The sequence below is a fragment of the Bacillus sp. PK6-025 genome, assembly GCF_056530265.1.
In genome coordinates this window covers 2,946,360-2,972,091 of record NZ_CP096509.1, presented here as the reverse complement: position 1 = coordinate 2,972,091, position 25,732 = coordinate 2,946,360, and the positions used below count along the sequence as shown (strand labels likewise).

Annotated in this window: 21 protein-coding genes, 1 other RNA gene and 1 other annotated feature; of the genes, 19 read left to right on the top strand and 3 right to left on the bottom strand. The window is 48.2% G+C overall.

What is annotated here, in order from left to right; translation table 11 throughout:
• Window position 1: 1 nt before the first annotated feature.
• A complete protein-coding gene (spoVB, locus tag M1D67_RS15210) occupies window positions 2-1,555 on the bottom strand; it encodes a stage V sporulation protein B (protein WP_026579144.1) in 1,554 nt (517 codons plus the stop codon).
• A gap of 117 nt (window positions 1,556-1,672) precedes the next feature.
• Here spoVB and M1D67_RS15205 point away from each other — a divergent pair, with 117 nt between their 5' ends.
• From M1D67_RS15205 to dtd, 7 genes are all read left to right on the top strand, one after another.
• Window positions 1,673-1,969, top strand: coding sequence for a post-transcriptional regulator (locus tag M1D67_RS15205; RefSeq protein WP_023855396.1), 297 nt, complete (start codon window positions 1,673-1,675; stop codon window positions 1,967-1,969).
• 36 nt (window positions 1,970-2,005) lie between these two features.
• Window positions 2,006-4,231: a protein translocase subunit SecDF gene (gene secDF, locus M1D67_RS15200; protein ID WP_039072894.1), complete on the top strand. Its 2,226-nt coding sequence runs from the start codon at window positions 2,006-2,008 to the stop codon at window positions 4,229-4,231.
• Window positions 4,232-4,383: 152 nt separating this feature from the next.
• Entirely contained in the window at window positions 4,384-4,677 is a 294-nt protein-coding gene (locus M1D67_RS15195) for a LapA family protein (RefSeq protein WP_023855393.1), read from the top strand.
• 71 nt (window positions 4,678-4,748) lie between these two features.
• Window positions 4,749-7,097 (top strand): single-stranded-DNA-specific exonuclease RecJ, encoded by a 2,349-nt coding sequence (gene recJ, locus M1D67_RS15190; RefSeq protein ID WP_479831370.1) that lies wholly within the window; start codon window positions 4,749-4,751, stop codon window positions 7,095-7,097.
• 17 nt (window positions 7,098-7,114) lie between these two features.
• Window positions 7,115-7,627 carry an adenine phosphoribosyltransferase gene (locus M1D67_RS15185; protein ID WP_023855391.1) on the top strand — a complete coding sequence of 171 codons (513 nt, stop codon included), beginning with the start codon at window positions 7,115-7,117 and terminating at the stop codon, window positions 7,625-7,627.
• Between the two features lie 169 nt (window positions 7,628-7,796).
• Window positions 7,797-9,998 carry a RelA/SpoT family protein gene (locus M1D67_RS15180; RefSeq protein ID WP_023855390.1) on the top strand — a complete coding sequence of 734 codons (2,202 nt, stop codon included), beginning with the start codon at window positions 7,797-7,799 and terminating at the stop codon, window positions 9,996-9,998.
• A gap of 13 nt (window positions 9,999-10,011) precedes the next feature.
• The gene (gene dtd, locus M1D67_RS15175; RefSeq protein ID WP_197407180.1) at window positions 10,012-10,455 is read left to right on the top strand and encodes a D-aminoacyl-tRNA deacylase; all 444 of its coding nucleotides are present in this window, start codon (window positions 10,012-10,014) and stop codon (window positions 10,453-10,455) included.
• 27 nt (window positions 10,456-10,482) lie between these two features.
• On the opposite strand, the gene M1D67_RS15170 is transcribed toward dtd, so the two are convergent.
• Window positions 10,483-12,054 (bottom strand): N-acetylmuramoyl-L-alanine amidase family protein, encoded by a 1,572-nt coding sequence (locus tag M1D67_RS15170; RefSeq protein WP_026579149.1) that lies wholly within the window; start codon window positions 12,052-12,054, stop codon window positions 10,483-10,485.
• Between the two features lie 142 nt (window positions 12,055-12,196).
• On the opposite strand from M1D67_RS15170, the gene M1D67_RS15165 reads away from it, so the two are divergent.
• From M1D67_RS15165 to M1D67_RS15145, 5 genes are all read left to right on the top strand, one after another.
• A complete protein-coding gene (locus M1D67_RS15165; protein WP_479831369.1) occupies window positions 12,197-12,361 on the top strand; it encodes a YrzK family protein in 165 nt (54 codons plus the stop codon).
• A gap of 54 nt (window positions 12,362-12,415) precedes the next feature.
• Window positions 12,416-12,655, top strand: a binding site (T-box leader).
• Window positions 12,656-12,735: 80 nt separating this feature from the next.
• A complete protein-coding gene (hisS, locus tag M1D67_RS15160) occupies window positions 12,736-14,010 on the top strand; it encodes a histidine--tRNA ligase (protein WP_023855387.1) in 1,275 nt (424 codons plus the stop codon).
• Window positions 14,011-14,024: 14 nt separating this feature from the next.
• A complete protein-coding gene (gene aspS, locus M1D67_RS15155) occupies window positions 14,025-15,803 on the top strand; it encodes an aspartate--tRNA ligase (RefSeq protein WP_256164177.1) in 1,779 nt (592 codons plus the stop codon).
• 68 nt (window positions 15,804-15,871) lie between these two features.
• Window positions 15,872-16,068: non-coding RNA, 6S RNA (gene ssrS / locus M1D67_RS15150), on the top strand.
• Window positions 16,069-16,222: 154 nt separating this feature from the next.
• Window positions 16,223-16,987 carry a tRNA threonylcarbamoyladenosine dehydratase gene (locus M1D67_RS15145; protein ID WP_025811059.1) on the top strand — a complete coding sequence of 255 codons (765 nt, stop codon included), beginning with the start codon at window positions 16,223-16,225 and terminating at the stop codon, window positions 16,985-16,987.
• A 146-nt stretch (window positions 16,988-17,133) separates the two neighbouring features.
• Here M1D67_RS15145 and M1D67_RS15140 read toward each other — a convergent pair whose 3' ends face one another.
• Window positions 17,134-18,399 (bottom strand): replication-associated recombination protein A, encoded by a 1,266-nt coding sequence (locus tag M1D67_RS15140; RefSeq protein ID WP_023855383.1) that lies wholly within the window; start codon window positions 18,397-18,399, stop codon window positions 17,134-17,136.
• Window positions 18,400-18,972: 573 nt separating this feature from the next.
• On the opposite strand from M1D67_RS15140, the gene cymR reads away from it, so the two are divergent.
• The 7 genes from cymR (at window position 18,973) to M1D67_RS15105 (ending at window position 25,724) form a co-directional block, all read left to right on the top strand.
• Complete coding sequence (gene cymR / locus M1D67_RS15135; RefSeq protein ID WP_023855382.1) at window positions 18,973-19,389, top strand: cysteine metabolism transcriptional regulator CymR; 417 nt, start codon at window positions 18,973-18,975, stop codon at window positions 19,387-19,389.
• Window positions 19,390-19,409: 20 nt separating this feature from the next.
• Window positions 19,410-20,549: a cysteine desulfurase family protein gene (locus M1D67_RS15130; protein ID WP_101561148.1), complete on the top strand. Its 1,140-nt coding sequence runs from the start codon at window positions 19,410-19,412 to the stop codon at window positions 20,547-20,549.
• Between the two features lie 103 nt (window positions 20,550-20,652).
• Window positions 20,653-21,771 carry a tRNA 2-thiouridine(34) synthase MnmA gene (mnmA, locus tag M1D67_RS15125; RefSeq protein WP_479831368.1) on the top strand — a complete coding sequence of 373 codons (1,119 nt, stop codon included), beginning with the start codon at window positions 20,653-20,655 and terminating at the stop codon, window positions 21,769-21,771.
• A 94-nt stretch (window positions 21,772-21,865) separates the two neighbouring features.
• Window positions 21,866-22,516, top strand: coding sequence for a tetratricopeptide repeat protein (locus M1D67_RS15120; RefSeq protein ID WP_025811062.1), 651 nt, complete (start codon window positions 21,866-21,868; stop codon window positions 22,514-22,516).
• Between the two features lie 51 nt (window positions 22,517-22,567).
• A complete protein-coding gene (recD2, locus tag M1D67_RS15115; protein WP_479831367.1) occupies window positions 22,568-24,964 on the top strand; it encodes an SF1B family DNA helicase RecD2 in 2,397 nt (798 codons plus the stop codon).
• Between the two features lie 88 nt (window positions 24,965-25,052).
• Window positions 25,053-25,517: a PRC-barrel domain-containing protein gene (locus M1D67_RS15110; protein ID WP_023855377.1), complete on the top strand. Its 465-nt coding sequence runs from the start codon at window positions 25,053-25,055 to the stop codon at window positions 25,515-25,517.
• A 15-nt stretch (window positions 25,518-25,532) separates the two neighbouring features.
• Window positions 25,533-25,724 carry a hypothetical protein gene (locus tag M1D67_RS15105; RefSeq protein WP_016885531.1) on the top strand — a complete coding sequence of 64 codons (192 nt, stop codon included), beginning with the start codon at window positions 25,533-25,535 and terminating at the stop codon, window positions 25,722-25,724.
• Window positions 25,725-25,732: the final 8 nt, after the last annotated feature.

Here is a 25,732-nt window from a genome sequence, read left to right as displayed (position 1 = left end):
CTTACGAAATCCAGCGGCCGAACAGCGGAAACCGCTGGATTTCTTCTTTTTTGACCAGCTTGAAGGCGACCAGAAGGAAGACGTAAAGAAAGCTTGTAACCGCGACACACAAAAGCAGGCGCATCGGCTCGGACTGGTCTAAAAAAAGGTGTTCTTTCATCAGAAGGCTTCCCCACCCTGATATCAAAATGACGCCGAAGGATACGATATATTCTTTCAGGTTAATGCTGATGGGAAGCACTTTGCTGACGGTTGCGGCGTGCAGCAGGGTGACGAGGATGATCCCCGTCAAAATCGCCAGCGCAGCCCCCATAATGCCAAGTGAAGGCCGTGAAGCGAGAACAAAAATGAGACCTGTTTTCACAACGGCGCCGACCAGGCTGTTCATCATTGCCGCGCCGGCCAGGTTTAAAGCCTGCAGGACGGCCTGCAGCGGACCTTGGAAATAGTAAAATAAAAAGAATGGAGCCATGATTTTCACATAAATCGCAGCATTTGACGACCCGTACATCACGCTGACCAGCTCATCCGCGTACGAAAACAAAATGACCGCCGATATTCCGCCGCTTAAAAGGCAAAGCCTCATCGCCTGCTCAAGCCTGTATTCCACGACTTGCATTTTTTTCTGTTCGATTCCTTCGCTGATGGCTGGAACGAGCGCCGTAGACAGAGAATATGTGATAAAGCTCGGGAGGGTGAGAAGCGTCAGGGCAAAGCCGGTCAACTCTCCGTACTGGCTCGTTGCGGCGGAAGCGGCGACCCCTGCTATTGCAAGGCTTTGCGCTACGACAATCGGTTCAAAAAACCATGACAGGTTGCCGATAAAACGGCTGCCCGTTGTTGGGAGCGAGACGCTCATCAGCTCGAAAAACGTGGTTCGTCCAGATTTCAGGGATTGGAAAAAACGTTTTCTGATGCGGATTTTCTTTTTGTATTTAAAGGCGACGAACAAATAAAGGAGTGAAGCCAACTCGCCAAACACGGATGACAGCATCGCGCCCGCAGCCGCATATTCGATGCCGAGCGGAAGGAATGCCGTCGTGCATACGGCGACAAGCGATATCCGGACAATTTGTTCGAGAACCTGGGATACGGCAAGCGGCCTCATATTTTGCTTTCCTTGAAAATAGCCCCTCAGCACGCTGGAAACAGCAATGATCGGAACGACCGGAGTAACCGCCAAAAGCGGATAAAGCGTTCTTTTGTCTGTGAGCAGCGTGTCGGCCATCAGCGGGGCGTAGATGAGAAACACCGGAGTAATGACGGCGCTGAGCGTCCCGGTAATTGCAAGAGACATCACTAAAATCTGCTTTGTCTTTCTGTGGTCTCCGCGCGCTTCCGCTTCAGCAACCAACTTGCTGATGGCGACAGGTAGGCCGAACTGGGTGAGGGTGACCGCCAGAAAAAAAGTCGGAGCCGCCATCATATAAAGCCCGACACCTTCACCTCCGATGAACCTTGCGATGACAATCCGGTTGATAAAGCCGAGCATTCTCGTAATCAAACCTGCCGCTATTAAAATGAGCGTTCCTTTTAAAAACGTCTGCTTCGTCATTTCTAGAGTCCCCTGCCTTCTCAAACAACCTTTAATCATATACAATAAGATATGCGCATACATCGTCCAAGCATGACAAGTCTCTCTGAAAAAATGTGAAAGGAGCGTGGCTTTGGCATGGGCAAACATCCGGCTGATCTGTACAAGGATCATTTAAAACCCTTTCTTCACAGCAAGACGGAAGAGTTCAGGATACTCGGTTATGACGATATTGAAATAGAGGAATTGTGGTCATACTTATTGAATAAGAAATGGAAGAAAAAGAAGGATGTTCAAATTCATCAGCTCGCCGGTGATATTTTATCTGTGAAAATTGGCGAATTTATGAACTATGCAACCGTAGAATCGTTTAAAACGTCTAATTTACTCGACAGCAAAGAAGGGCAGAATATGCTCGATGAGCTGCTGAGGTAGCCGTAGATTTTGGTTGATTTAAGGAGGAAATACATAATGAAAAAAGGACGCTTGATTGCGTTTTTCCTTACCGTTCTCTTGATCGGTACGGGACTGGGAATGTTCACGAAGCCGGCTGCAGACAGCATCAGCCTCGGCCTTGACCTTCAGGGCGGTTTTGAGGTTCTGTATGAAGTCCAGCCTGCCAAACAGGGCGACAAAATTGACAGGGACGCCCTCATCAGTACGGTTGAAGCACTGAACCGCCGGGCGAATGTGTTGGGCGTCAGCGAACCGAACATTCAAATCGAAGGAAACAACCGGATCAGGGTTCAGCTTGCCGGCGTCGACAACCAGAACAGGGCGCGGGAAATCTTATCCACACAGGCTCAGCTTACGTTCAGGGATACGAATGACAAAGAGCTTTTGAACGGTTCAGATCTTGTCGAAAACGGTGCTAAACAGTCGTTCAAGCAGGACACAAATGAGCCGATCGTGACGATCAAGCTGAAGGATGCCGATAAATTCGGCGAAGTGACAAAGAAAGTGCTCGATATGAAGCCGAACAACCAGCTCGTCATCTGGCTTGATTACAAAAAAGGCGACTCCTTTAAAAAAGAATCGCAAAAAGCGGATCACAAATACATCTCCGCTCCGAATGTCAGCCAGGTGCTGAATACGTCAGACGTGATGATTGAAGGAAATTTTACGATTCAGGAAGCAAAAGATATGGCGAGCATTTTAAATGCGGGCGCTCTTCCTGTCAAACTCGTTGAAAAGTATTCGACATCCGTCGGCGCGCAGTTTGGGGAGCAGGCTTTGAATGATACCGTGTTTGCGGGAATCGTCGGTATTGCTATTATTTTCTTATTTATGCTTCTTTATTATCGCTTGCCTGGTTTTGTCGCGGTCATTACGCTTTCTGTCTATATCTACATTACACTGCAGATCTTTGACTGGATGAATGCGGTTCTGACCCTTCCGGGGATCGCGGCTCTTATTTTGGGCGTCGGGATGGCGGTTGACGCCAACATCATTACGTACGAACGCATAAAAGAAGAGCTGAAGCTCGGCAAATCGGTTCGCTCGGCTTTTAAAGCAGGAAACAGAAGATCATTTGCAACGATCTTTGATGCCAATATTACGACGATGCTTGCCGGAATCGTGCTTTTCATATTTGGTACGAGCTCTGTCAAAGGTTTCGCGACCATGCTGATCCTATCCATTTTGACAAGCTTTGTTACAGCTGTCTTCCTGTCGCGCTTCCTGCTCGGCCTGCTGGTCGAAAGCCGCTGGCTTGACCGGAAAAAAGGCTGGTTTGGAGTGCGCAAAAAAGACATCCTGGACATCAGCAAGACAGACGAAAATACTGAGCCTCCGACTCCGTTTACCAAATGGGATTTCGTCGGTAAGCGTAAATGGTTCTTCGTATTTTCCGGAATTATTTTGGCTGCGGGAATTGTCATTCTGCTTGTTTTCAGGCTGAACCTTGGCATCGATTTCTCCAGCGGATCAAGGATCGAAGTGCAAAGCGACCACAAGCTGACGAGCGAAGAGCTGAAAAAAGACTTTGAAGAGGTCGGGTTGACAGCCGATTCAATCGTTCTTTCGGGTGATGATCAAAAACACGGCGTCGCCAGATTTGTCGGCGTTCCGGATCAGAAAAAAATTGCCGAAGTGAAGGATTATTTTAAAGATAAATACGGCTCGGAGCCGAACGTCAGCACAGTATCACCGACCGTCGGAAAAGAGCTGGCGAGAAACGCCCTCTATGCGGTGGCCGTCGCGGCTCTCGGGATCATCCTGTATGTTTCGATCCGCTTTGAATATAAGATGGCAATTGCGGCGATCGCTTCGTTGCTGTACGATGCATTCTTCATCATCGCGGTCTTCAGCATTACAAGGCTCGAGGTGGATATTACGTTTATCGCAGCCGTGCTGACGATTATCGGTTATTCGATCAACGATACGATCGTAACGTTTGACAGAATCAGGGAACAGGTGAAAAAGCGCAAGCCGAAGAGCTTCAGCGATTTATCGCATATTGTGAATCTGAGCTTGCAGCAAACGTTCACTCGTTCGATTAATACGGTGCTGACCGTCGTCATTGTGGTCATTGCGCTCCTCATTTTTGGCGCAGCATCGATTACGAACTTCTCTGTCGCGCTGTTAATCGGGCTGTTGAGTGGAGTGTATTCATCGCTCTACATCGCAGCTCAAGTATGGCTTGTCTGGAAAGGGCGCGACCTGAAAAAGCCGAAGCGCAAGCCTGCAGGAGAATAAATCGAGGACTGCCCGTACTGCCGGGCGGTCCTTTTTTGGTTTGAAGAGAAAAAAGTTGTTTTGGCGGCTTTCTATCGATCTTCTTTTTGTTTAAAATGGGAGCAGAGCGGGAAAATAACGCTAGAAAACGACGCGAATGGAGAGAGTATCTCATGAACAAACAATGGACGTTAATCTCTGCACTTATTTTTACATTAATTGTTGCTGTTTTCGCGGTCATTAATGTTGAACCGGTGAAGGTTGATTTTCTTTTTGGAACGGCAGAATGGCCTTTGATCCTGGTCATTTTGGTATCGGTATTGATGGGGGCGCTCATTATCGGCTCGGCCGGCGCTTTCCAGATCATGCGGCTGAAAAAAGAGCTGAAGGCGCTCAAGAGAGAAGAACGGGTAAAGTATCCTGAACTTGAAGCCGAATCGGCGGCCCCTGAAAATCAGAAAGACTAGAAAGATTGCACGAAATAAATTGAATCCCCTCATGCTGCTCTAGTATAATAGTGTGGTTGAGGGGTGAATTTATGTTAGCGTCAAAAATGCGTTGGGACGTGCAAACGCCCGACAAAGAAAAGGTGGAGCAGCTCGCCGGAAGATTAGGCATTACTCCCCTTGCCGCCTCATTGCTTGTCATGAGAGGTTACGATACAGCCGACAAAGCATCTTCATTTTTAAATGGCAAGGATGCAGTTTTTCACGATCCTTATCTGCTGAAAGATATGGAAAAAGCTGTACAGCGAATCAAACAGGCAATTTCAGATCAAGAAAAGATTATGATTTACGGCGATTATGATGCGGACGGTGTGACAAGCACGACTGTCCTTTTGCAAATGTTGAAAAAATGTTCAGCACAAGCCGATTTTTATATACCTGACCGCTTTAAAGAAGGGTACGGCCCGAACGAAGCGGCCTTTCGCGGGATCAAAGAATCAGGCTATTCATTGATCATCACAGTTGACACAGGCATTGCCGCCGTTCATGAAGCTGAAGTCGCTAAAGAGCTTGGCGTCGATTTGATCATTACGGATCACCATGAGCCGGGACCCGTTTTGCCGGATGCCTATGCGATCATTCATCCGAAGCAGCCGGGCTGCGGCTATCCATTTAAAGAGCTTGCCGGCGTCGGTGTCGCATTTAAGCTAGCCCACGCTTTGAACGGAGAGCTCCCGGAAGATTTGCTCGACCTTTGTGCGATCGGCACGATTGCCGACCTTGTGCCGCTTCATGATGAAAACAGGCAGATTGCCAAGCGCGGCATGGAACAGTTCAGGAGAACGAAGCGCCCCGGATTAAAGGCGCTGACCAAAATTGCCGGAGCGGAGATACATAGTGCGGATGAAGAGACCATCGGTTTTCAAATTGCGCCCCGCTTAAACGCGGTCGGCAGAATTGAACAGGCTGACCCGGCCGTTTACCTCCTGAACACAAAAGACGAAACAGAAGCGGAAGAGCTGGCCGAAGATATCAACGCCTTGAACAAGGAGCGCCAAAAAATCGTCAATCAGATGACAGAGGAAGCCGTTCAGATGATCGAGGAGGAAGGGCTTGACCGGCCGGTGATCGTCGCGGCGCGGCCGGGCTGGAATCCCGGTGTCGTCGGAATCGTGGCTTCAAAGCTTGTCGAGCGGTATTACAGGCCCGCCATCGTTCTCGGTATCGATGAAGAAAAAGGCATTGCCAAAGGATCTGCGCGCAGCATCAAAGGATTTGATTTATTTCAAAATCTCTCGGAGTGCCGGGATATTCTCCCGCACTTCGGCGGGCACCCGATGGCAGCCGGAATGACACTCAACCTGGAAGATGTTTCGGCACTAAGGGAGAGAATCAACCGTCAGGCTGAAGCGGTTCTGACCGAGGAAGATTTTATTCCCGTTCAAGACGTCGATTTGTGCTGCCGGCTCGAAGATATCACGGTTGACAGCATTGCCGAAATGAACATGCTGGCGCCGTTCGGCACGGGAAATCCGAAGCCCTTCGTCCTTGTCAGCGACGTTAAAATTGATGATTCCAGGAAAATCGGCGCCAACAAGAATCACTTGAAGCTTGTGCTGGCAGACGGCGAGAACAAGCTTGATTGCATCGGATTTTATAAAGGCGCCATCGAAGACGGGATCGTTCCTGGAGCAAAGATCTCGATTGTCGGGGAACTGTCGATTAACGAGTGGAATAACAGAAAAAAACCGCAGCTGATGATCAAAGATGCGGCCGTCAATGAATGGCAGCTGTTTGATCTGCGGGGAAAACGGTCATGGGAAGAAAAAATATTGCAGCTGGATCCTGCGAAACGGGCGTGCATCTGCTTCCGTGAGGAAACCAAAGCGAAGCTTGCGGGGACAGGCCTTGAAGAAGAGCTGACCGTCATCAGCGGTCCTGAAGATGCAGAGCGTCTCGTCCTTGAGAGCCGCTTTGCGGTATTTATAGATATTCCGCCGTCGCTCGACATCTTTGACCAAGTGATAAAAGGCAAAAAACTGGAGCGCATTTATCTGATTTTTTATCAATCAGACGAACATTTTTTCTCAACATTTCCAACTAGGGAATATTTTAAATGGTACTATGCTTTCCTCCTGAAAAGAGGTTCTTTTGACTTGCCGAAATACGGCGGGGAGCTTGCCAGACATAAAGGCTGGACAAAAGACACAATTGATTTTATGACAAAGGTGTTTTTTGAGCTCGGTTTTGTTACAATAGAGAATGGTGTTTTATCTGTTGTTTATCATGCCGAAAAGCGCGATCTGACAGATTCTGAAACCTACCGGGAAAAACAGCGCCTGATTGAATTGGAGCAAAAGCTCATTTATTCTTCGGCGGATGAGCTTAAACAGTGGCTGGATAAGCGGATGGCGGAAAACGCCGTCGCTTATAAAGTATGAGGAGGACATGAATACAGATGGATTTGAAGAAGTATGTGACAATTGTGCCGGACTACCCGAAGGAAGGCGTACAATTTAAAGATATTACAACATTGATGGACAAAGGCGACGTCTATCGCTACGCGACAGATCAAATTGTAACGTATGCGAAAGAAAAAGAGATCGATCTTGTCGTGGGACCTGAAGCGAGAGGATTTATCATCGGCTGCCCTGTCGCATATTCGCTTGGGGTAGGATTTGCGCCTGTCCGCAAAGAAGGCAAACTGCCGCGCGAAGTCATCAAAGTCGACTACGGATTGGAATATGGAAAAGATGTCCTGACCATCCATAAAGATGCCATTAAACCGGGGCAGCGCGTCTTGATCACTGACGACCTGCTTGCAACCGGCGGAACGATCGAAGCAACGATTAAGCTGGTTGAAGAGCTTGGCGGCGTCGTAGCCGGAATCGCTTTCCTGATCGAACTGACATATCTTGAAGGAAGAAATAAACTGGACGGATATGATATTTTAACCTTGATGCAATACTAAACAAATTTTATACTATAAAAAGCACTCATAAAAAGCGGGTGCTTTTTTTCCTATTCATATAGTATTCCGGGGCCGGCAAAAGTCCTTTTGAATTTCTTCTCTTTACATCTGTGACATTTTTCTTGATAATAATTACAATACAGTTTTCAATTATAAAAAAGGTGATTCCATGGCGAACGAACAAGTATTAACCGCTGAGCAAGTCATTGAGAAGGCGAAAAGTTACCTTTCCGATGAACATGTTGCTTTTATAAAAAAGGCTTATCAGTACGCAGAAGACGCACATCGCGAACAATACCGCAAATCGGGCGAGCCGTATATTATCCATCCGATCCAGGTCGCGGGTATTCTCGTCGATTTGGAAATGGACCCCGCCACAATAGCGGGAGGATTTCTCCATGATGTGGTGGAAGATACGAGCGTAACGCTTGAAGATTTAAAGGAAGCATTCAACGAAGAAGTTGCGATGCTTGTCGACGGCGTCACGAAGCTTGGGAAAATTAAATATAAATCACAGGAAGAACAGCAGGCAGAAAATCATCGGAAAATGTTTGTGGCTATGGCTCAGGACATCCGCGTCATTTTGATCAAGCTGGCGGACCGCCTTCACAACATGAGAACCTTGAAGCACCTGCCGCAGGAAAAGCAGCGCAGAATTTCAAATGAGACGCTTGAAATATTTGCTCCGCTGGCTCATCGCCTTGGGATTTCAAAAATAAAGTGGGAGCTTGAGGATACCGCTTTACGCTATTTAAATCCGCAGCAATATTACCGGATCGTCAATTTGATGAAGAAAAAGCGGGCCGAAAGGGAATTGTACGTCGAAGAGGTCGTAAACGAAGTGAAAAGCCGCGTCGAAGAGGTCAATATTAAAGCGGACTTTTCCGGCCGGCCGAAGCATATTTACAGCATCTACAGAAAGATGGCGATGCAAAACAAGCAATTCAATGAAATTTACGACTTGCTCGCAGTCCGGATCCTCGTCAACAGCATCAAGGACTGCTACGCGGTTCTAGGCATCATTCATACATGCTGGAAGCCGATGCCGGGCAGATTTAAAGACTATATCGCAATGCCGAAGCCGAACATGTACCAGTCCCTCCACACCACCGTCATCGGGCCGAAGGGGGATCCGCTGGAAGTCCAGATCAGGACGTTTGAAATGCACGAAATTGCGGAATACGGAATCGCGGCCCACTGGGCTTACAAAGAAGGCAAAAATGTCAATGAAGATTCAAGCTTTGATAAAAAGCTCTCCTGGTTCCGCGAAATTTTGGAATTTCAAAATGAGTCGAGCGATGCCGAAGAATTTATGGAATCTCTAAAAATCGATTTGTTTTCCGACATGGTGTTCGTTTTTACGCCGAAAGGGGACGTCATTGAATTGCCGTCAGGCTCTGTGCCGATCGACTTTTCGTACCGGATCCATTCAGAAATAGGCAATAAAACGATCGGGGCGAAAGTAAACGGAAAAATGGTCACGCTTGATTACAAGCTGCGCACAGGGGATATCGTAGAAATTCTGACATCCAAGCATTCGTACGGTCCGAGCCAGGACTGGATCAACCTTGCGCAGACATCTCAGGCTAAGCATAAAATCCGCCAGTTCTTTAAAAAGCAGCGCAGAGAGGAAAATGTCGAAAAAGGCAGAGAACTGGTTGAAAAAGAAATTAAAAACCTGGACTTTGAAGTGAAGGACGTCTTAACTGTTGAGAATCTGCAGAAAGTCGCTGACAAGTTCAATTTTGCCAATGAAGAAGACATGTATGCCGCAGTCGGCTATAACGGCATTACAGCCGCTCAAGTTGCAAACCGTCTGACGGAAAAAGAACGGAAAATCAGAGATCAGGAAGAACAGGTGAAAAGCGTTCAAGATGTAACACCTGAACCGAAACCTTACCAAGGGAAAAAACGCGAAGCGGGTGTTCGCGTCAAAGGCGTTGACAACCTTCTGATCAGACTGTCAAAATGCTGCAACCCCGTTCCGGGAGATCCGATCGTCGGATTCATTACAAAAGGCCGTGGTGTATCCGTCCATCGCGAGGACTGCCCGAATGTTTTAACAAATGAAGCGCTCGACCGGCTGATTCAAGTAGAATGGGAGCATGAGCCGCAGACGCAGCGGAGAAAAGAATATAACGTCGAAATCGAAATTCTCGGCTATGACCGCCGCGGCCTTCTTAATGAAGTTCTTCAGGCCGTTAATGAGACAAAAACAAATATTTCATCTGTGTCAGGTAAATCGGACCGCAATAAAGTGGCGACGATCCATATGGCCATCTTCATTCAAAATATTAATCATTTGCATAAAGTGGTTGAACGGATCAAACAGATCAAAGATATCTACTCCGTGCGCAGGGTGATGAATTAGGAGGAAAAGCGTCATGAGATTAGTTGTTCAGCGCGTCACAGATGCAAGCGTTTCGGTAGGAGGCGAGACTGTCGGTCAAATCGGCCTCGGCTTGATGGTGCTTGTCGGCGTGACGCATGAGGATACGAGCGAAGATGCCGCATATTTGGCGGAAAAGCTAGTCAATCTGCGGATTTTTGAAGATGAAGGCGAAAAGATGAACCTGTCGCTTTTAGATGTCGGAGGCTCCGTTTTATCGGTTTCTCAGTTTACCTTGTACGGCGACACGAAAAAAGGAAGACGGCCGAATTTTACAAAAGCGGCAAAGCCCGATCAGGCGCTTCAATTATACGAGGAGTGGAACAGCATGCTTCGCGCAAAAGGCGTTGCTGTCGAAACGGGAAGATTTGGCGAAATGATGGATGTCAAGCTGACAAATTCGGGTCCCGTCACCTTTGTTATGGATTCGAAAGCATAAAAAAGCTCCCATTTGGGAGCTTTTTTATTAGTTAAAATAGTTTTCTAAGCCGCTTCTAATGCCGTCTGTCACTCTTTCTCTATAAGCGTTCGTGCTGACAACCGCTTCTTCTTGAGGATGGCTCAAGTAGCCGAGTTCAAACAATGCGGCGGGCTGTTTATTTTCTCTTAATACGAAGTAGTCCCCGAATAATACGCCGCGGCTTGGCAGAGGCGAGTGCTTTTCGATCTCGGACTGCACGTCTGCTGCGAGCTTCCGGTCTTTTGACGGGCTATAGTAATAGGCGGTATTTCCCCTTACGGACGCGTTTGCAAAACTATCATAATGAATGCTGATAAAAGCGTCGGCGTTTCGATAGTGAGAGGTCGCGACCCGCGACTGAAGGCTGACGAAAGAATCGTCATTCCGCGTCATATAGACGTTGACGCCATCGGCTCTCAGTTTCGCGGCAAGAAGCGTTGCCGTTTTGATGGTCAGCCGTTTTTCCAGCGTCCCCCGCGTTCCGATTGTCCCGCTGTCATGTCCTCCGTGTCCGGCATCGATGACAACCGTTTTATTTTTGATTGTGCCGCTCGCGCTTGACCGCTTTGCCAAAGGCGGTGCTGCGCTTTTCGAATCTCCGGCTGAGCCAGACTGGTCAGCGGTCTGAACGACCCAGTTTGCCACATAGGCGGAATCGCCGTTTGACAGTTTGATTTCATACCAGTCGCCTTTTGCAGAGACGATCGGGTAAGACTCGCCTTTCCCTGCGCGCTTGACGATCGCTGAGGATGTCGAAGGCCCGCTTCTAACATTTGTGCCTTCATACACGATGGTGGCCTGCTGTTTTGACCCGGAGCCGCTGCTTGTTTCCGAAGTTCCGCTTTTCTGTTTGGGTCCTTCGAGAATATAGTGGCTTGCGACCCAGCCCTTTTGACCATTAAATTCGATTTCATACCAGCCGTGCTGTTCGTTTAAAATCGTCACACTTGCATTCCGTTGAAGCGACGCAATAATCCGTCCTTGATGGGAAGCTGTGCTTCTGACATTTAAGGTGGATACGCCGACCGTTCCTGATTTTGTTGATGAAGCGCGTGATGAAGACGATTGAGACTGTTTTGCTCCTGAACCTTGATTGACATAGTCTGAATGGACCCAGCCAGTGATGTTCTGATAGGAAATCTTTACCCAGTTTCCGTCGGTCTTTAGCAGGTCAGCCTGTTCTCCTTCAGGGAATACGCCTTGGACTTCATATGAAGTGCCGGGGCCTTTTCTGATTCTCAGGTTTGCTTCGGAAGATGTGACTTTTCCCGCCGCTGAATCAGAGCCGTTGGAGACTTGGCTTTTTTTCTTGATCAGCCAGGATACAACCCATCCTTTTTGTCCGCCGTTCAGCTGGATCTGGACCCAATCCCCGCGCTCTTCAAGAATCGGATAGCTTTCATTCCGGCTGACGACGCTGACGATTTCATGGCTCAGTCCGGGTCCGCTCCTGACATTGATTTCATCGGTGGCAATCACGGCTTCCCCGATGGCTGCAGAAGCTGTGTTTGACGATGTATAAAAGGCTGCTTGTGCTGCCAGCATCATCGATAGGATCAATACTGTTCTTTTTTTCATATTGTTACCCATCTCCTCCTTTCGGTAAAAAACTTGGAACACTACTTCTTCTTCTATATCGTATATTCCTTGCCGTTTTTTTAATAAAATGAAAATGATTTGTTTATACTATAGAAAAAAGATATCAAAAGGATGTTGTTGTGTGAGGTATAATCAAAGAATGGGCAGAGCGATCCATGAGCAAGATGCAAATCTGCATCTAAAGGATCATGCGGATCCGGAGCAAGCCGGCTTTATGGAAGAAACGGCGAGTGAGCTGGGGCTCGCGTCCAAAGAATCAATTCAGAATAAAAAGAACCGCAAATAGGGTTGACATGCACACTTAACACTCGTATTATAATATAAATTAGTGTACATATGAGTTGAACTGAAGATGGAGAATAGTAGGCAAGAGTACGTGAAAAGAGAGGAACCGCCCTGGGCTGAAAGCGGTCTGCACGGTATCTTGACCGAATGAACACTCCGAAGGTTTCCCGCTGAAAGCCCGGCAGAACTTGCGAGCAATTAGGCGGCGGACGTGAACCTGCGTTAAAGGCATGAGCGGGAACGGGTTGATCGTTCCAACTAGGGTGGCACCACGGGTATAACTCTCGTCCCTACTATTGGTTTTATAGTAGGTTCGGGGGTTTTTTTATTTCCATAAATGAAAAAAAGCATTTAAGTCATGAGGAGGATTTAAAAATGGGATTTAATATTCCAAGGGGAACACAAGATATTCTCCCAGGAGAATCGGAACGCTGGCAATACGTCGAAAAGATTGCGAGAGAAACGTGTCATGCGTATCAATATAAAGAAATCCGGACGCCTATTTTTGAACATACAGAACTATTTTCCCGCGGGGTGGGAGAATCGACCGATATCGTACAAAAGGAAATGTACACATTCGCTGACAAAAAAGGAAGAAGCCTGACGCTTCGTCCTGAAGGCACTGCATCTGCAGTACGCTCTTTTGTGGAAAACAAACTTTTTGCTAATCCGGTTCAGCCGACGAAACTTTACTACATCGGACCGATGTTCCGCTATGAAAGGCCGCAGACAGGCCGCTACCGCCAATTTTATCAATTCGGCATCGAAGCGATCGGTTCGAACGATCCGGCGATTGACGCGGAAGTCATTGCCTTGGCGATGAGCGTATACCGGAAAGCGGGTCTCAGTAATCTGAAGCTGGTCATTAACAGCCTCGGCGACAAAGAGAGCCGAACCGCTCACAGAGAAGCGCTGATCCGCCACTTTGAGCCGAGGATCGACGAGTTTTGTTCAGACTGTCAAAAACGGCTCCGGCAAAATCCGCTGCGGATTCTGGACTGTAAAAAAGACAGGGATCATGAACTGCTGAAAACCGCTCCTTCGATTCTTGACTACTTAAATGAAGAATCCAAAGCCTATTTTGCGAAAGTGCAGCAATATCTGACCGACATCGGCATTGCGTTTGAGGTCGATCCGAACCTGGTGAGAGGTCTTGACTATTACAATCACACGGCTTTTGAAATCATGAGCAATGCCGAAGGTTTCGGAGCGATTACAACGCTTGCTGGCGGAGGGCGCTATGACGGCCTTACCGAGGAGTTCGGCGGACCGAAAGCGCCGGGCATCGGCTTTGCAATGAGTATCGAACGTCTTCTCGCCGCACTGGACGCGGAAAATGTGAAAGTCGGAGCGGATGAAGGCATTGACTGCTATATCGTGACACTTGGCGACAAAGCCAAAGACTATTCTGTATCCCTCCTTTATAAATTGAGAGAAGCAGGAATTTCCGCCGAAATCGACTATGAACAGAAAAAAATGAAAGGCCAGTTTAAATCCGCCGACCGTCTCAATGCGAAATATATCGCTGTTTTGGGCGAGGATGAACTGAGCCAAAATCAAATGAATGTCAAAGATGCGAAAACAGGAGATCAACAGGCCATCGGCCTTGATGAATTCATCCATTTCTTGAAAACAAACACTGAAAGTTAAAGGAGAGGACCGCTTTGTTTGGACGAACATATTATTGTGGCGAAATAACGGAGAAGGCGATCGGAGAATCCGTCGTTTTAAAAGGATGGGTTCAAAAAAGACGCGATCTCGGAGGCTTGATTTTTATTGATTTGAGAGACCGCACCGGCATTGTGCAGGTTGTATTTAATCCCGACGTTTCCAAAGACGCCCTTGAAACAGCTGAAAGCATCCGCAGCGAATATGTGCTTGACATTACAGGAAAAGTCGTTGCCCGTGAAGAAGCAACAGTCAATCCGAACTTGAAAACCGGAAGAATCGAAATCCAAGCGGAATCGGTCAATGTGCTGAGTGCGGCCAAAACGCCGCCTTTTGCGATCAGCGACCAGGCTTCAGAAGTGTCTGAAGACATCAGGTTGAAGCACCGCTATCTCGACTTGCGCCGACCGGAGATGTTCAACACCTTAAAAATGCGGCATAACGTTACAAAAGCCGTCCGCAGCTTCCTTGATGACAACGGCTTTATCGATATTGAAACACCGGTGTTGACAAAAAAAACGCCTGAAGGAGCGCGCGACTATCTCGTGCCGAGCCGCGTCCATGAAGGAGAATTTTACGCGCTGCCGCAGTCTCCGCAGCTTTTCAAACAGCTGTTGATGGTGTCCGGCTTTGACCGCTATTATCAAATCGCACGCTGCTTCAGGGACGAAGATTTGCGCGCCGACCGCCAGCCGGAGTTTACGCAGATCGATATCGAAATGTCATTTATGAACCAGGAAGACATCATGAAGCTCGCTGAAGAAATGATGGCGAAAGTCATGCTCGAAACGCACGGTGTGGACATTTCTCTGCCGCTGCCGAGAATGTCGTATCAGGATGCGATGAACCTTTACGGATCCGACAAACCGGATACCCGCTTTGACATGCTTTTGACCGATGTATCAGAAAACGTAAAGGATTCCGATTTTAAAGTGTTTGCGACAGCTGTGGCAAACGGAGGCGCGGTTAAAGCGATAAACGTTAAAGGCGCTGCATCTAAATATTCGCGGAAAGACATTGACGCACTCGGCGAATTCGCCGCAAACTACGGGGCGAAAGGGCTGGCATGGCTGAAAGCCGAAGCGGACGGACTGAAAGGCCCGATTGCGAAGTTCTTCCAGGACGAAAAACAGCAGGTGCTCATTGAAGCGCTTGACGCGAAGGAAGGGGACCTCATCCTCTTTGTCGCAGACCGGCTGGAAGTCGCCAATGACGCGCTCGGCGCGCTGCGCTTAAAGCTCGGAAAAGAATTGAATCTGATCGATGAAAGCTTGTTCAACTTTTTATGGGTCGTTGATTGGCCGCTTCTTGAGTATGATTCAGAAGAAGGACGTTTCTATGCGGCACACCACCCGTTCACGATGCCTGTCCGGGAAGACCTTGATCTGGTCGACACGAATCCGGAAGACATGAAAGCGCAAGCCTATGATCTTGTCTTAAACGGCTATGAGCTGGGCGGAGGATCGATCCGTATTTTTGAAAAAGATGTTCAGGAGAAAATGTTTGCGCTTTTGGGCCTATCTGAGGAAGAGACGAAAGAGCAGTTCGGCTTCCTGCTTGAAGCGTTTGAATACGGGGCTCCCCCGCACGGCGGAATCGCGCTCGGCCTTGACCGGCTTGTGATGCTGCTCAGCGGCCGCACCAACCTGAGAGATACGATCGCATTCCCGAAAACGGCAAGCGCAAGCTGTTTGTTGATGGAAGCACCTAGCGAAGTGGACAGCGCCCAGCTCGATGAGCTGCACCTGTCAATCAACCGCAAAGTTCGACAGTAAATTGTAAAATATACGGCTGTACATCCCATTGAAAATCAAAGGGACGTATGATATCATTTTTAACAAATAAAGTCCTGATGTGTTTGTTGTACACCTAGTTTTGACCGAACATTTTTTTACTTGGGAGTTCGACGTTTCCAAATGGAGCAAATGCCTCTTATCACTCGTGTGCTCAGGAGGACTTGCAAAGTTTGGAACAGAACACCCACCTGCCGAGAGCGGGATCAAAACGAAGGAATACGACAACGGCACAATCGGGACTTTTTTTGTGCTTGAAAAGGCCTTTTTCGGCCATACATAGGATAATCTATGAGGCGAAGCGAAAAAATATGACGGGAAAATGAAATAGACCGCTTGTTTAATCACCCGATTATGATAAGATACTATCGGTAACTGTTAATAAAGATGGAGTGAGATTCTTGTTACATCAGTTTTCACGCAATGAATTAGCGATTGGAAAAGAAGGTTTAAATATTTTAAAAAACAGCACGGTCGCCGTTTTAGGCGTCGGCGGGGTCGGCTCTTTCGCCGCGGAAGCGCTCGCCCGTTCTGGTGTCGGCAGAATCGTGATGGTCGATAAAGACGATGTTGACATCACCAATGTCAACCGTCAGCTGCCGGCTTTACTTTCAACGGTAGGACAGCCGAAAGTTGACTTAATGAAAGCGAGAATCGCCGATATTAATCCTGAGTGTGATGTCATCGCTTTAAAAATGTTCTATACCGAAGAGACGTATGAACAGTTTTTTGCTTATGAACCGGATTATGTAATCGACGCGTCAGACACGATTCATTATAAAATTCACTTAATGAAAGAGTGCCTGAAGCGGGACATCAACATCATTTCAAGCATGGGAGCGGCCAATAAAACAGATCCGACAAGGTTCCAAGTGGCCGATATTTCAAAAACCCACACCGATCCGATTGCAAAAGTCATCCGGACGAGGCTTCGCAAGGAAGGCATTACGAAAGGCATTAAAGTCGTCTTTTCTGACGAAAGCCCGATCGTGATCCGCGAAGACGTACGCCAAATCGTCGGAAATGACGAAGCGAAAATTCGCAAAGCGCAGATGCCGCCGTCTTCGAATGCTTTTGTTCCGTCAGTCGCAGGCTTGATCATGGGCGGCCATGTGATCATGGAGCTTTTGAAAGATATCCCGATCAAAAGGGTGAAAGATAAGTAATACAAAAATGACGGCAACGGTGCTGTCGTTTAAGATTGTTGACAAAATCTCAAAACTAAAAGCCGTTTTGGGATTTTGTCATCCTTTAAAGCTCAGTGTAAGAATAAACAGCCTGTTCCCCATATGAAAAGGGAACAGGCTGTTTATTATTTTTGTTTCATCAGCTTGTCATATACTTGTTTCAGCGCGAGCTCAAATTTTCCTGTCTGCTTCGGCTGATAGTAAACTTTGTTTTTCAGCGGATCAGGCAGGTACTGCTGTTTGACCCAGCCGTTCTCGTAATTGTGCGGATATTTGTATTCGACGCCTCTGCCAAGCTCTGCGGCTCCTTTATAATGGGCGTCTTTTAAATGGTTCGGCACATCGCCGATCTTTCCGGAGCGGACGTCTGACAGCGCTTCGTCAACCGCAAGGATCGCCGAGTTCGATTTAGGAGACAGGCAAAGCTCGATCACGGCGTTGGCGAGCGGAATCCTTGCCTCCGGAAATCCGATTCGTTCCGCCGTTTGAATAGCTTGAAGCGTTCTTCCTCCAGCCTGCGGACTCGCCAGGCCGATATCTTCATAGGCGATAACAAGCAGCCTCCGTGCAAGGCTTTCCAAATCCCCCGCTTCAATGAGCCTTGCCAGATAATGAAGTGCCGCATTGACATCAGAGCCTCTGATCGATTTTTGGAAAGCGGAAATGACATCATAATGCGCGTCTCCATCTTTGTCGTGGACAAAGCTTTTTTTCTGCAGGCATTCTTCTGCGATTTCCAATGTAATGCGGATGGTTCCTTCGCTGTTTTCCTTTGTGGACAATACGGCAAGCTCGAGCGCATTCAAAGCGGAGCGGACATCGCCGCCGCAGCCGCGGGCCATATGGTCAAGGGCTTCATCGTCGAGGGCAACATCATAAGAACCGAGGCCTCTGTGTTCATCCTCAAGCGCCCGTTTAATGGCCGCTTTGATTTGTTCAGAGTCTAATGGCTGCAGCTCGAAAATCTGCGTTCTGCTTCTGATCGCCGGATTGATCGCATGGTACGGGTTGGCTGTCGTCGCCCCGATCATAATAATCATGCCGTTTTCCAAATACGGAAGGAGAAAGTCCTGCTTGCCTTTGTCGAGCCGGTGCACTTCATCAAGGATTAAGATGACCTGCCCCGACATTTTGGCTTCGGCGGCAACGGCTTCCATGTCCTTTTTATTATTGATGACAGCGTTCAGCTTTCGGAAAGCGATGCTTGTGCTGCCGGCAATCGCCGTGGCGATCGACGTTTTGCCGATGCCCGGGGGGCCGTACAGAATCATCGATGAGAGGTGTTTGGCCTGCACCATCCGATGAATGATCTTTCCTTCTCCGACCAGATGATCCTGGCCGAGAACCTCTTCGATTTTTGTAGGGCGCATTCGAAATGCGAGTGGTTTCATGATTGATCTCTCCCGAATGTATTCTTTTTATAGAGTAACGGAAAAAAGACGATTAGAAAAGAAATGAATATGGCAAGCTGAATATAGGGCCGAAAATGAAAGTTTATATAAAGTGTGCTATAATAACCTGTAATCTATCAGAAGGGCAAGGACGGTACCTTGCCTTAACCGAGTTTTTAATATATAACAGATGCTTAAAAACCAACAGCCGGCTTGCACCGGTAATTTCATTTGGAGAACGGCTTATGCCTTGTTAGGATGTGCCGGACGCCTCCTGCGTCCGAACGGGACTCGGCTGCGTGCTTTTTCCTCCTTCGAGGAACGCCGAGTAGCTTTGTCCTGGTGAGAAAGGAGACTCGGCTAAAGGCTTTCGCGTCCTTCGAGGAACGCCGAGTACCTTCGTCTTGGTGAGAAAGGAGACTTGGCTAAAGGCTTTCGCGTCCTGCGAGGAACGCCGAGTAGCTTTGTCCTGGTGAGAAAAGGAGACTCGGCTAAGAGCTTTCGCGTCCTGCGAAAAACGCCGAGTACCTTCGTCCTGAAGGCATGATTTATTATAGGTTAGAGGTGTTTATTTTGAAAATATCAACTAAAGGCAGATACGGGCTGACGATTATGATTGAGCTTGCTAAAAAGCATGGGGAAGGCCCGACTTCTTTGAAAAGTATTGCTCAGACAAACGATTTATCGGAACATTATTTGGAACAGCTTGTTTCACCTTTGCGGAACGCAGGGCTTGTGAAAAGCATCCGCGGCGCGTACGGCGGCTATATTCTGGGTGACGAGCCTGAGGCGATTACGGCGGGCGATATCATTCGCGTTCTGGAAGGACCGATCAGCCCGGTGGAAGTACTTGAAAATGAGGAGCCGGCAAAGCGCGAGCTGTGGATCAAGATTCGCGACGCTGTCAAGGAAGTGCTGGACTCCACGACGCTTGAAGACTTGGCCAGCTATACAGAGGGCGAGCAAGAAGCGTATATGTTTTACATTTAAGATCGAGGTGTAATGGTAGGATGGAACGGATTTACTTAGACCATGCAGCGACTTCTCCGACTGACCCACGGGTAGTGGAAAAAATGCTGCCTTACTTAACGGAAAACTTCGGAAACCCTTCAAGCATTCATTCCTTTGGGAGGGAAAGCCGAAAATGGCTAGACGGCACGAGGGAGATGATCGCTCGGGAAATCGGAGCGCATCCCAATGAAATCGTTTTTACGAGCGGGGGAACCGAAGCCGACAATATGGCGATTCTCGGAACCGCGCTGGCGAGAGAGCAGCAGGGCCGCCACATCATCACGACAAAGATCGAGCACCACGCCGTTCTGCATACGTGCAACAGGCTTGAAGAAATGGGATTTGACATCACATATCTTGATGTCGACGAAAGCGGAAGAATCTCCGCTGAGCAGGTGAAAGACGCGCTGCGGGACGATACCATCCTGGTGACGGTAATGTATGGAAACAATGAAGTGGGAACGATTCAGCCGATAGATGAGATCGGCGATCTGCTAAAAGACCATCGGGCGCTGTTTCATACAGATGCGGTACAAGCCTTCGGCTTTTTGCCGATTGATGTGCAAAAAAGCCGCATCGATATGATGTCAGTCTCCGGACATAAACTGAACGGGCCGAAGGGGACAGGCTTCTTATACGTCAACGAAAAGGTGAAGCTCAGCCAGCTGCTTTTCGGAGGAGAGCAGGAACGCAAACGCCGGGCGGGAACGGAAAATGTCCCGGGAATCGCGGGACTCGGTGAAGCCGTTTTGCTGTCAGGTCAGGAAAGAGAAGAAAAATCGGCGCTTTACCGCCGGTTTAAAGACATCGTCATTCGTACGCTGGAAGCAGATGGCGTCTCCTTCGATGTGAACGGCAGCAGAGAGCACAGCCTGCCGCATATTTTAAATCTGTATTTTCCGGGAGTATCTGTTGAATCGCTGCTCGTTAATCTCGATATGGCGGGAATTGCAGTATCGAGCGGATCGGCGTGCACGGCCGGATCTGTGCTTCCGTCTCATGTTCTCTCCGCCATGTTTGGCGAGGAAGATGACCGGCTGACGTCATCCATACGGATCAGCTTCGGCTTTGGCAATACAGAGGAGCAGGTGGAGCGGGCCGCGAAAGAACTTGCGGCAGTTGTTCAGCGCCTGTCATAAGTGTCGGGAAGCGACGCTCCGAGCTAAAGATTCGCATCTTGCCCGAAAATGATGATATGATCTGAAGACAAGTTTTTGAATTGATTTATTGGAGTTGATGAAAATGACGAAGCGGCCTGAAGATACACGGGTGGTCGTCGGAATGTCCGGAGGCGTTGATTCCTCTGTGGCGGCTTTGCTTTTGAAAGAGCAGGGCTATGATGTCATCGGAATTTTTATGAAAAACTGGGATGACACAGATGAGAACGGTTTTTGCACAGCGACGGAAGATTACGAAGATGTTATAAAGGTATGTAATCAAATCGGAATTCCGTACTATGCGGTAAATTTTGAAAAGCAGTATTGGGAAAAGGTTTTTCAATATTTCCTTGATGAATATAAAGCGGGCAGAACGCCGAACCCGGATGTGATGTGCAACAAAGAGATTAAATTTAAAGCCTTTTTGGAGCACGCTTTGTCGCTTGGAGCCGATTATTTGGCCACCGGCCACTATGCGCGGGTCGACCGTACGGACGGGCGTGTTAAAATGCTCAGAGGGTTGGACGAAAATAAAGATCAGACCTATTTTCTTAACCAGCTGACAGAAGAGCAGTTAAGCAAAGTGCTGTTTCCGATCGGCGAGCTTCAAAAAAGCCGCGTCAGGGAAATCGCAAAAGAAGCGGGGCTTGCGACAGCTGCCAAAAAAGACAGCACAGGCATCTGCTTTATCGGAGAACGGAACTTCAAAACGTTTCTCAGCCAGTACCTTCCAGCACAGCCGGGAGATATGCGGACGATGGAAGGCGAATTCAAAGGCCGCCACGACGGTTTAATGTACTATACGATCGGACAAAGGCACGGCCTCGGCCTCGGCGGAAGCGGAGACCCTTGGTTCGTCGTCGGAAAAGACCTTGAAAAAAACATCTTGTATGTTGACCAAGGATTCGACAATCCGCTTCTTTTCTCCGATAAGATCACGGCGACAAACGTAAGCTTTGTGCATGACGGCGTCTTCGGCGGCGAAGACGAGCTCGCCTGCACGGCCAAATTCCGCTATCGCCAAGCCGATCACGAAGTCACTGTCAGAATGACCGGGACAGATGAAGCAGAGGTCGTCTTTAAAGAGCCGGTCCGCGCCGTTACGCCGGGACAAGCAGTTGTCTTTTACAGAGGTGAAGAATGCCTAGGCGGCGGAACGATTGATGATGTGTTTAAAGACGGACAACAACTTTGGTATGTATAAAACCGGGGCTCTGGATAACACCCCGGAGCTTCTCGAACGGCTGCCGGCAATGTCGGCGGCCTTTTTAAAATAGTTCGTGAAAGGGAGAGGGCTTTTGGATTACAATCAAATTGGAATAGATGCTATGCAAAAAGGCGACTTTGAAAAAGCCGCAGAAGCCTTTACAAAGGCAATTGATGAAAACAGCGGCGATCCGGTGCCTTATATCAACTTTGCCAATCTGCTTTCGGCAGTCGGGGAACTGGACAGGGCGCTTAAGTTTTACGACCGGGCGGCTGCTTTGGACGAGAAAGCGGGAGCAGCTTATTATGGAGCCGGGAATGTCTATGTCATGAAAGAACGGTATCAAGAAGCGAAGGACATGTTTGAAAAAGCGCATCGGACGGGCATGGAAAACAGCGACTTATATTATATGCTCGGGACGACGCTTGTGAAGCTTGAGCAGCCGAAGCTCGCGATGCCGTATTTGCAAAGGGCCGCTGAGCTGAACGATACGGATGTCGAAGCCCGTTTTCAATACGCGATGTGCCTTGCCAATGAAGGGATGCTGGACGAAGCGATCACGGAGTTTTCAAATGTAACAGAGCGCGATCCGTCCCATGCAGATGCTTTTTATAATTTAGGCGTTGCCTATGCGTTTAAGGAAGATCGGGAAACCGCGCTTGCCATGCTGAACAAGGCGCTGGACATTCAGCCGGACCATATGCTCAGCATTCGCGCCAAGCAGCTTTTGGAAGAAGCTTGATTGATCAAGGGCCGTCATAACGGATTTTGAATGGAGAGGGGGAGAACAGTGATGCAGCGCCATAACCCGGACCAAATTGAAATGGAAGAAGCTTCATTTGTAAAAGGAACGGTTGCGGCTGTCATTTATCATAATGAAACAAACCTGTATACCGTATTAAAAGTAAAAGTGGAAGAAACATCGGAGTCTTTTGAAGACAAAACCGTTTCTGTCACGGGTTACTTTCCTTTGATCCATGAAGACGATATCTACACTTTTTACGGAAAAACCGCCTCCCATCCGAAATTTGGCCTGCAATTTCAAGCGGATCATTTTAAAAAAGAAGTGCCGACAACGAAAGAAGGTGTGATCCAATACTTGGCCAGCGATTTATTTGAAGGAATCGGCAAAAAAATGGCCGAGGAAATTGTTAATAAGCTTGGGGAAGGTGCGATCAACAAAATTTTAAGCGACGGCACCGTCCTGTATGATGTTCCGAAGCTCTCCAAAAAAAAGGCGGATAAGCTTGCCGCTGCCCTGCAGCAGCATCAGGGGCTCGAACAGATTATGATCTCCTTGAGCGAATTCGGCTTCGGCCCCCAGCTGTCCATGAAAATTTATCAGGCGTATGAAGCGGAAACGCTTGATAAAATCCGCGAAAATCCGTACCAGCTTGTCAAGGATGTCGAAGGAATCGGCTTTATCAAGGCGGACGAACTGGGCGGCAGAATGGGGATCTCAGGCAAACATGAAGAGCGGATCAAGGCGGCGATTTTATACACGGTTGAAGCGACATGCCTTCAAGAAGGGCATACATACATAGACACGAGACAGCTCATCATCGAGACGCAAAAACTGTTAAACCAGTCTGCAGGTGATGAAAAAGTAACCGAGATGGATGTGGCGGACGCGATCATTTCTTTAGGGGAGCAAAAAGAGCTGTTCATTGAAGATGAAAGGTGTTATTATCCGTCCCTTTACTACGCTGAACAAAGCTTTGCCAAAAGGGTGCAGAAAATCGCCGGACAGACCGAATACGATGACCAGTTTCCCGAATCGGAATTCCTGCTCGCTTTAGGGGAGCTTGAAGAACGGATGAAAGTGCAGTACGCGCCAAGTCAAAAAGAAGCGATTCAAAAAGCGCTGATGTCGCCGATGCTGCTTTTGACAGGCGGACCGGGAACCGGGAAAACGACCGTCATTAGGGGAATCGTCGAGTTGTACAGCGAGCTGCACGGCTTAAGCTTAAATCCGGCTGATTACAAAAAGGATGAAACGTTTCCGTTTGTGCTCGCAGCACCGACCGGCCGGGCCGCTAAGCGGATGAGCGAGTCGACCGGGTTGCCGGCCGTAACGATTCACAGGCTTCTCGGCTGGAATGGAGCCGAAGGATTTACGCACGATGAAGACAATCCGATTGACGGACGGCTGCTCATCATTGATGAAACGAGCATGCTTGATATATGGCTCGCCAACCAATTGTTCAAGGCGATTCCCGACCGGATTCAGGTCATCATGGTCGGAGATGAAGACCAGCTTCCGTCCGTCGGTCCCGGACAGGTGCTGAGGGATCTTTTGGCATCGAATGTCATTCCTTCTGTCAGATTAACCGATATTTACAGGCAGGCTGAAGGCTCTTCCATCGTTGAACTGGCGCATGAAATGAAACAAGGAAAGCTTCCTGAAAACTTGACCGCGCCGACAAAAGACCGTTCTTTCATTCGCTGCCGCCAGCAGCAGATTAAAGAAGTCGTCGAAAAAGTCGTCAAAAACGCGCTGCAAAAAGGGTATTCGGCCAGGGATATTCAGATTTTGGCTCCGATGTACAGGGGAGCAGCCGGTATCAACGAGTTAAACGCGCTTTTGCAGGGCATCCTGAATCCCCCGAAGCCGAAAGGCAGGGAAATGAAGTACGGCGATGTCGTGTACCGTACCGGGGATAAAGTGCTTCAGCTCGTCAACCAGCCGGAACACAACGTGTTTAACGGTGATATGGGTGAGATCGTCTCGATTTTTTATGCAAAAGAAAATACGGAAAAAGAAGATATGGCCGTCGTCTCTTTCGACGGGAATGAAATCACCTTTACAAAAAAAGATTTTAACCAATTTACGCACGCCTATTGCTGTTCAATCCACAAATCGCAGGGCAGCGAATTTCCGATCGTCATCCTTCCGGTCGTCAAAAGCTATTACCGCATGCTGAGAAGGAACTTGCTTTACACGGCCATCACAAGAAGCAAGAAATTCCTGATTTTGTGCGGGGAAGAAGAGGCCCTTGAATGGGGCGTGAAAAATAAGGAATCATCGGAAAGGCAGACATCGCTTAAAAGAAGGCTTCAGCAGGCGGCGCATGAAGAGGATGAAGAGCTCATGGCGCTGCAAAAAGAGCTGCCTTTTAGCGTCTATGACGCCAATATCGGGATGGAAGGCATTACACCTTTTGATTTTATGGAAAAGGAAGCAGAATAAGTGTTTTTCATGGAATCCATTTCATCGTATGAGTCGCGTTGCAACAGCAGATCATAAGAATGTTCGTAAAAAGGTGGTTGATCACACTTTGAGAACATGCAATGAGCTGGAAGGACTCAATGTTTACGACAGACAATCTTCTCTCCCGCTTGGGGTGGTAACAGATATCTGTTTTTCCAATGAAGGGACATGTCTCGGATTGATTATGGAAGAGAAGCGGCGCTTTTACAATCCCCGTTCGCTTCTTCCGCTTCCCGCTGTCACCGAAATCGGACGTGACAGCGTATATGTTGATTTCACCGAATTCAAGCCGATGCAAATTCCGAAGCAGAGTCTTTCTTATGACCAGATGAAACAAAAAATGGTCAAAAACGGAGCAGGAGATACGCTGGGCATGCTGGAAGATGTATACTTTTCTTCCGACACGGGCATAATCGTAGCATATGAACTATCAGACGGTTTTTTTGCCGATTTGTCAGGCGACAAAAAGCAGATTCACTCATCTGGGGAACCGCTTGAAGTAGGCAGAAGCACAATCGTCTTGAACGAATAAGAGGTGTGTGTTCAAATGCTCGTTTGCCCGAATTGCAAAAGCAAAAACATCGGCAAAATCGGTGTAAATCAATATTACTGCTGGGGATGCTTTATTGAGCTGACCCTTTCAAAAGGAAAAATTTCGACTCATCAAGTCGAAGAGGACGGAACATTGAGCAGCCTGGACGATCTGTTTTCAGATGACGAACGAACGATTAACCTTTGAATGGAGGT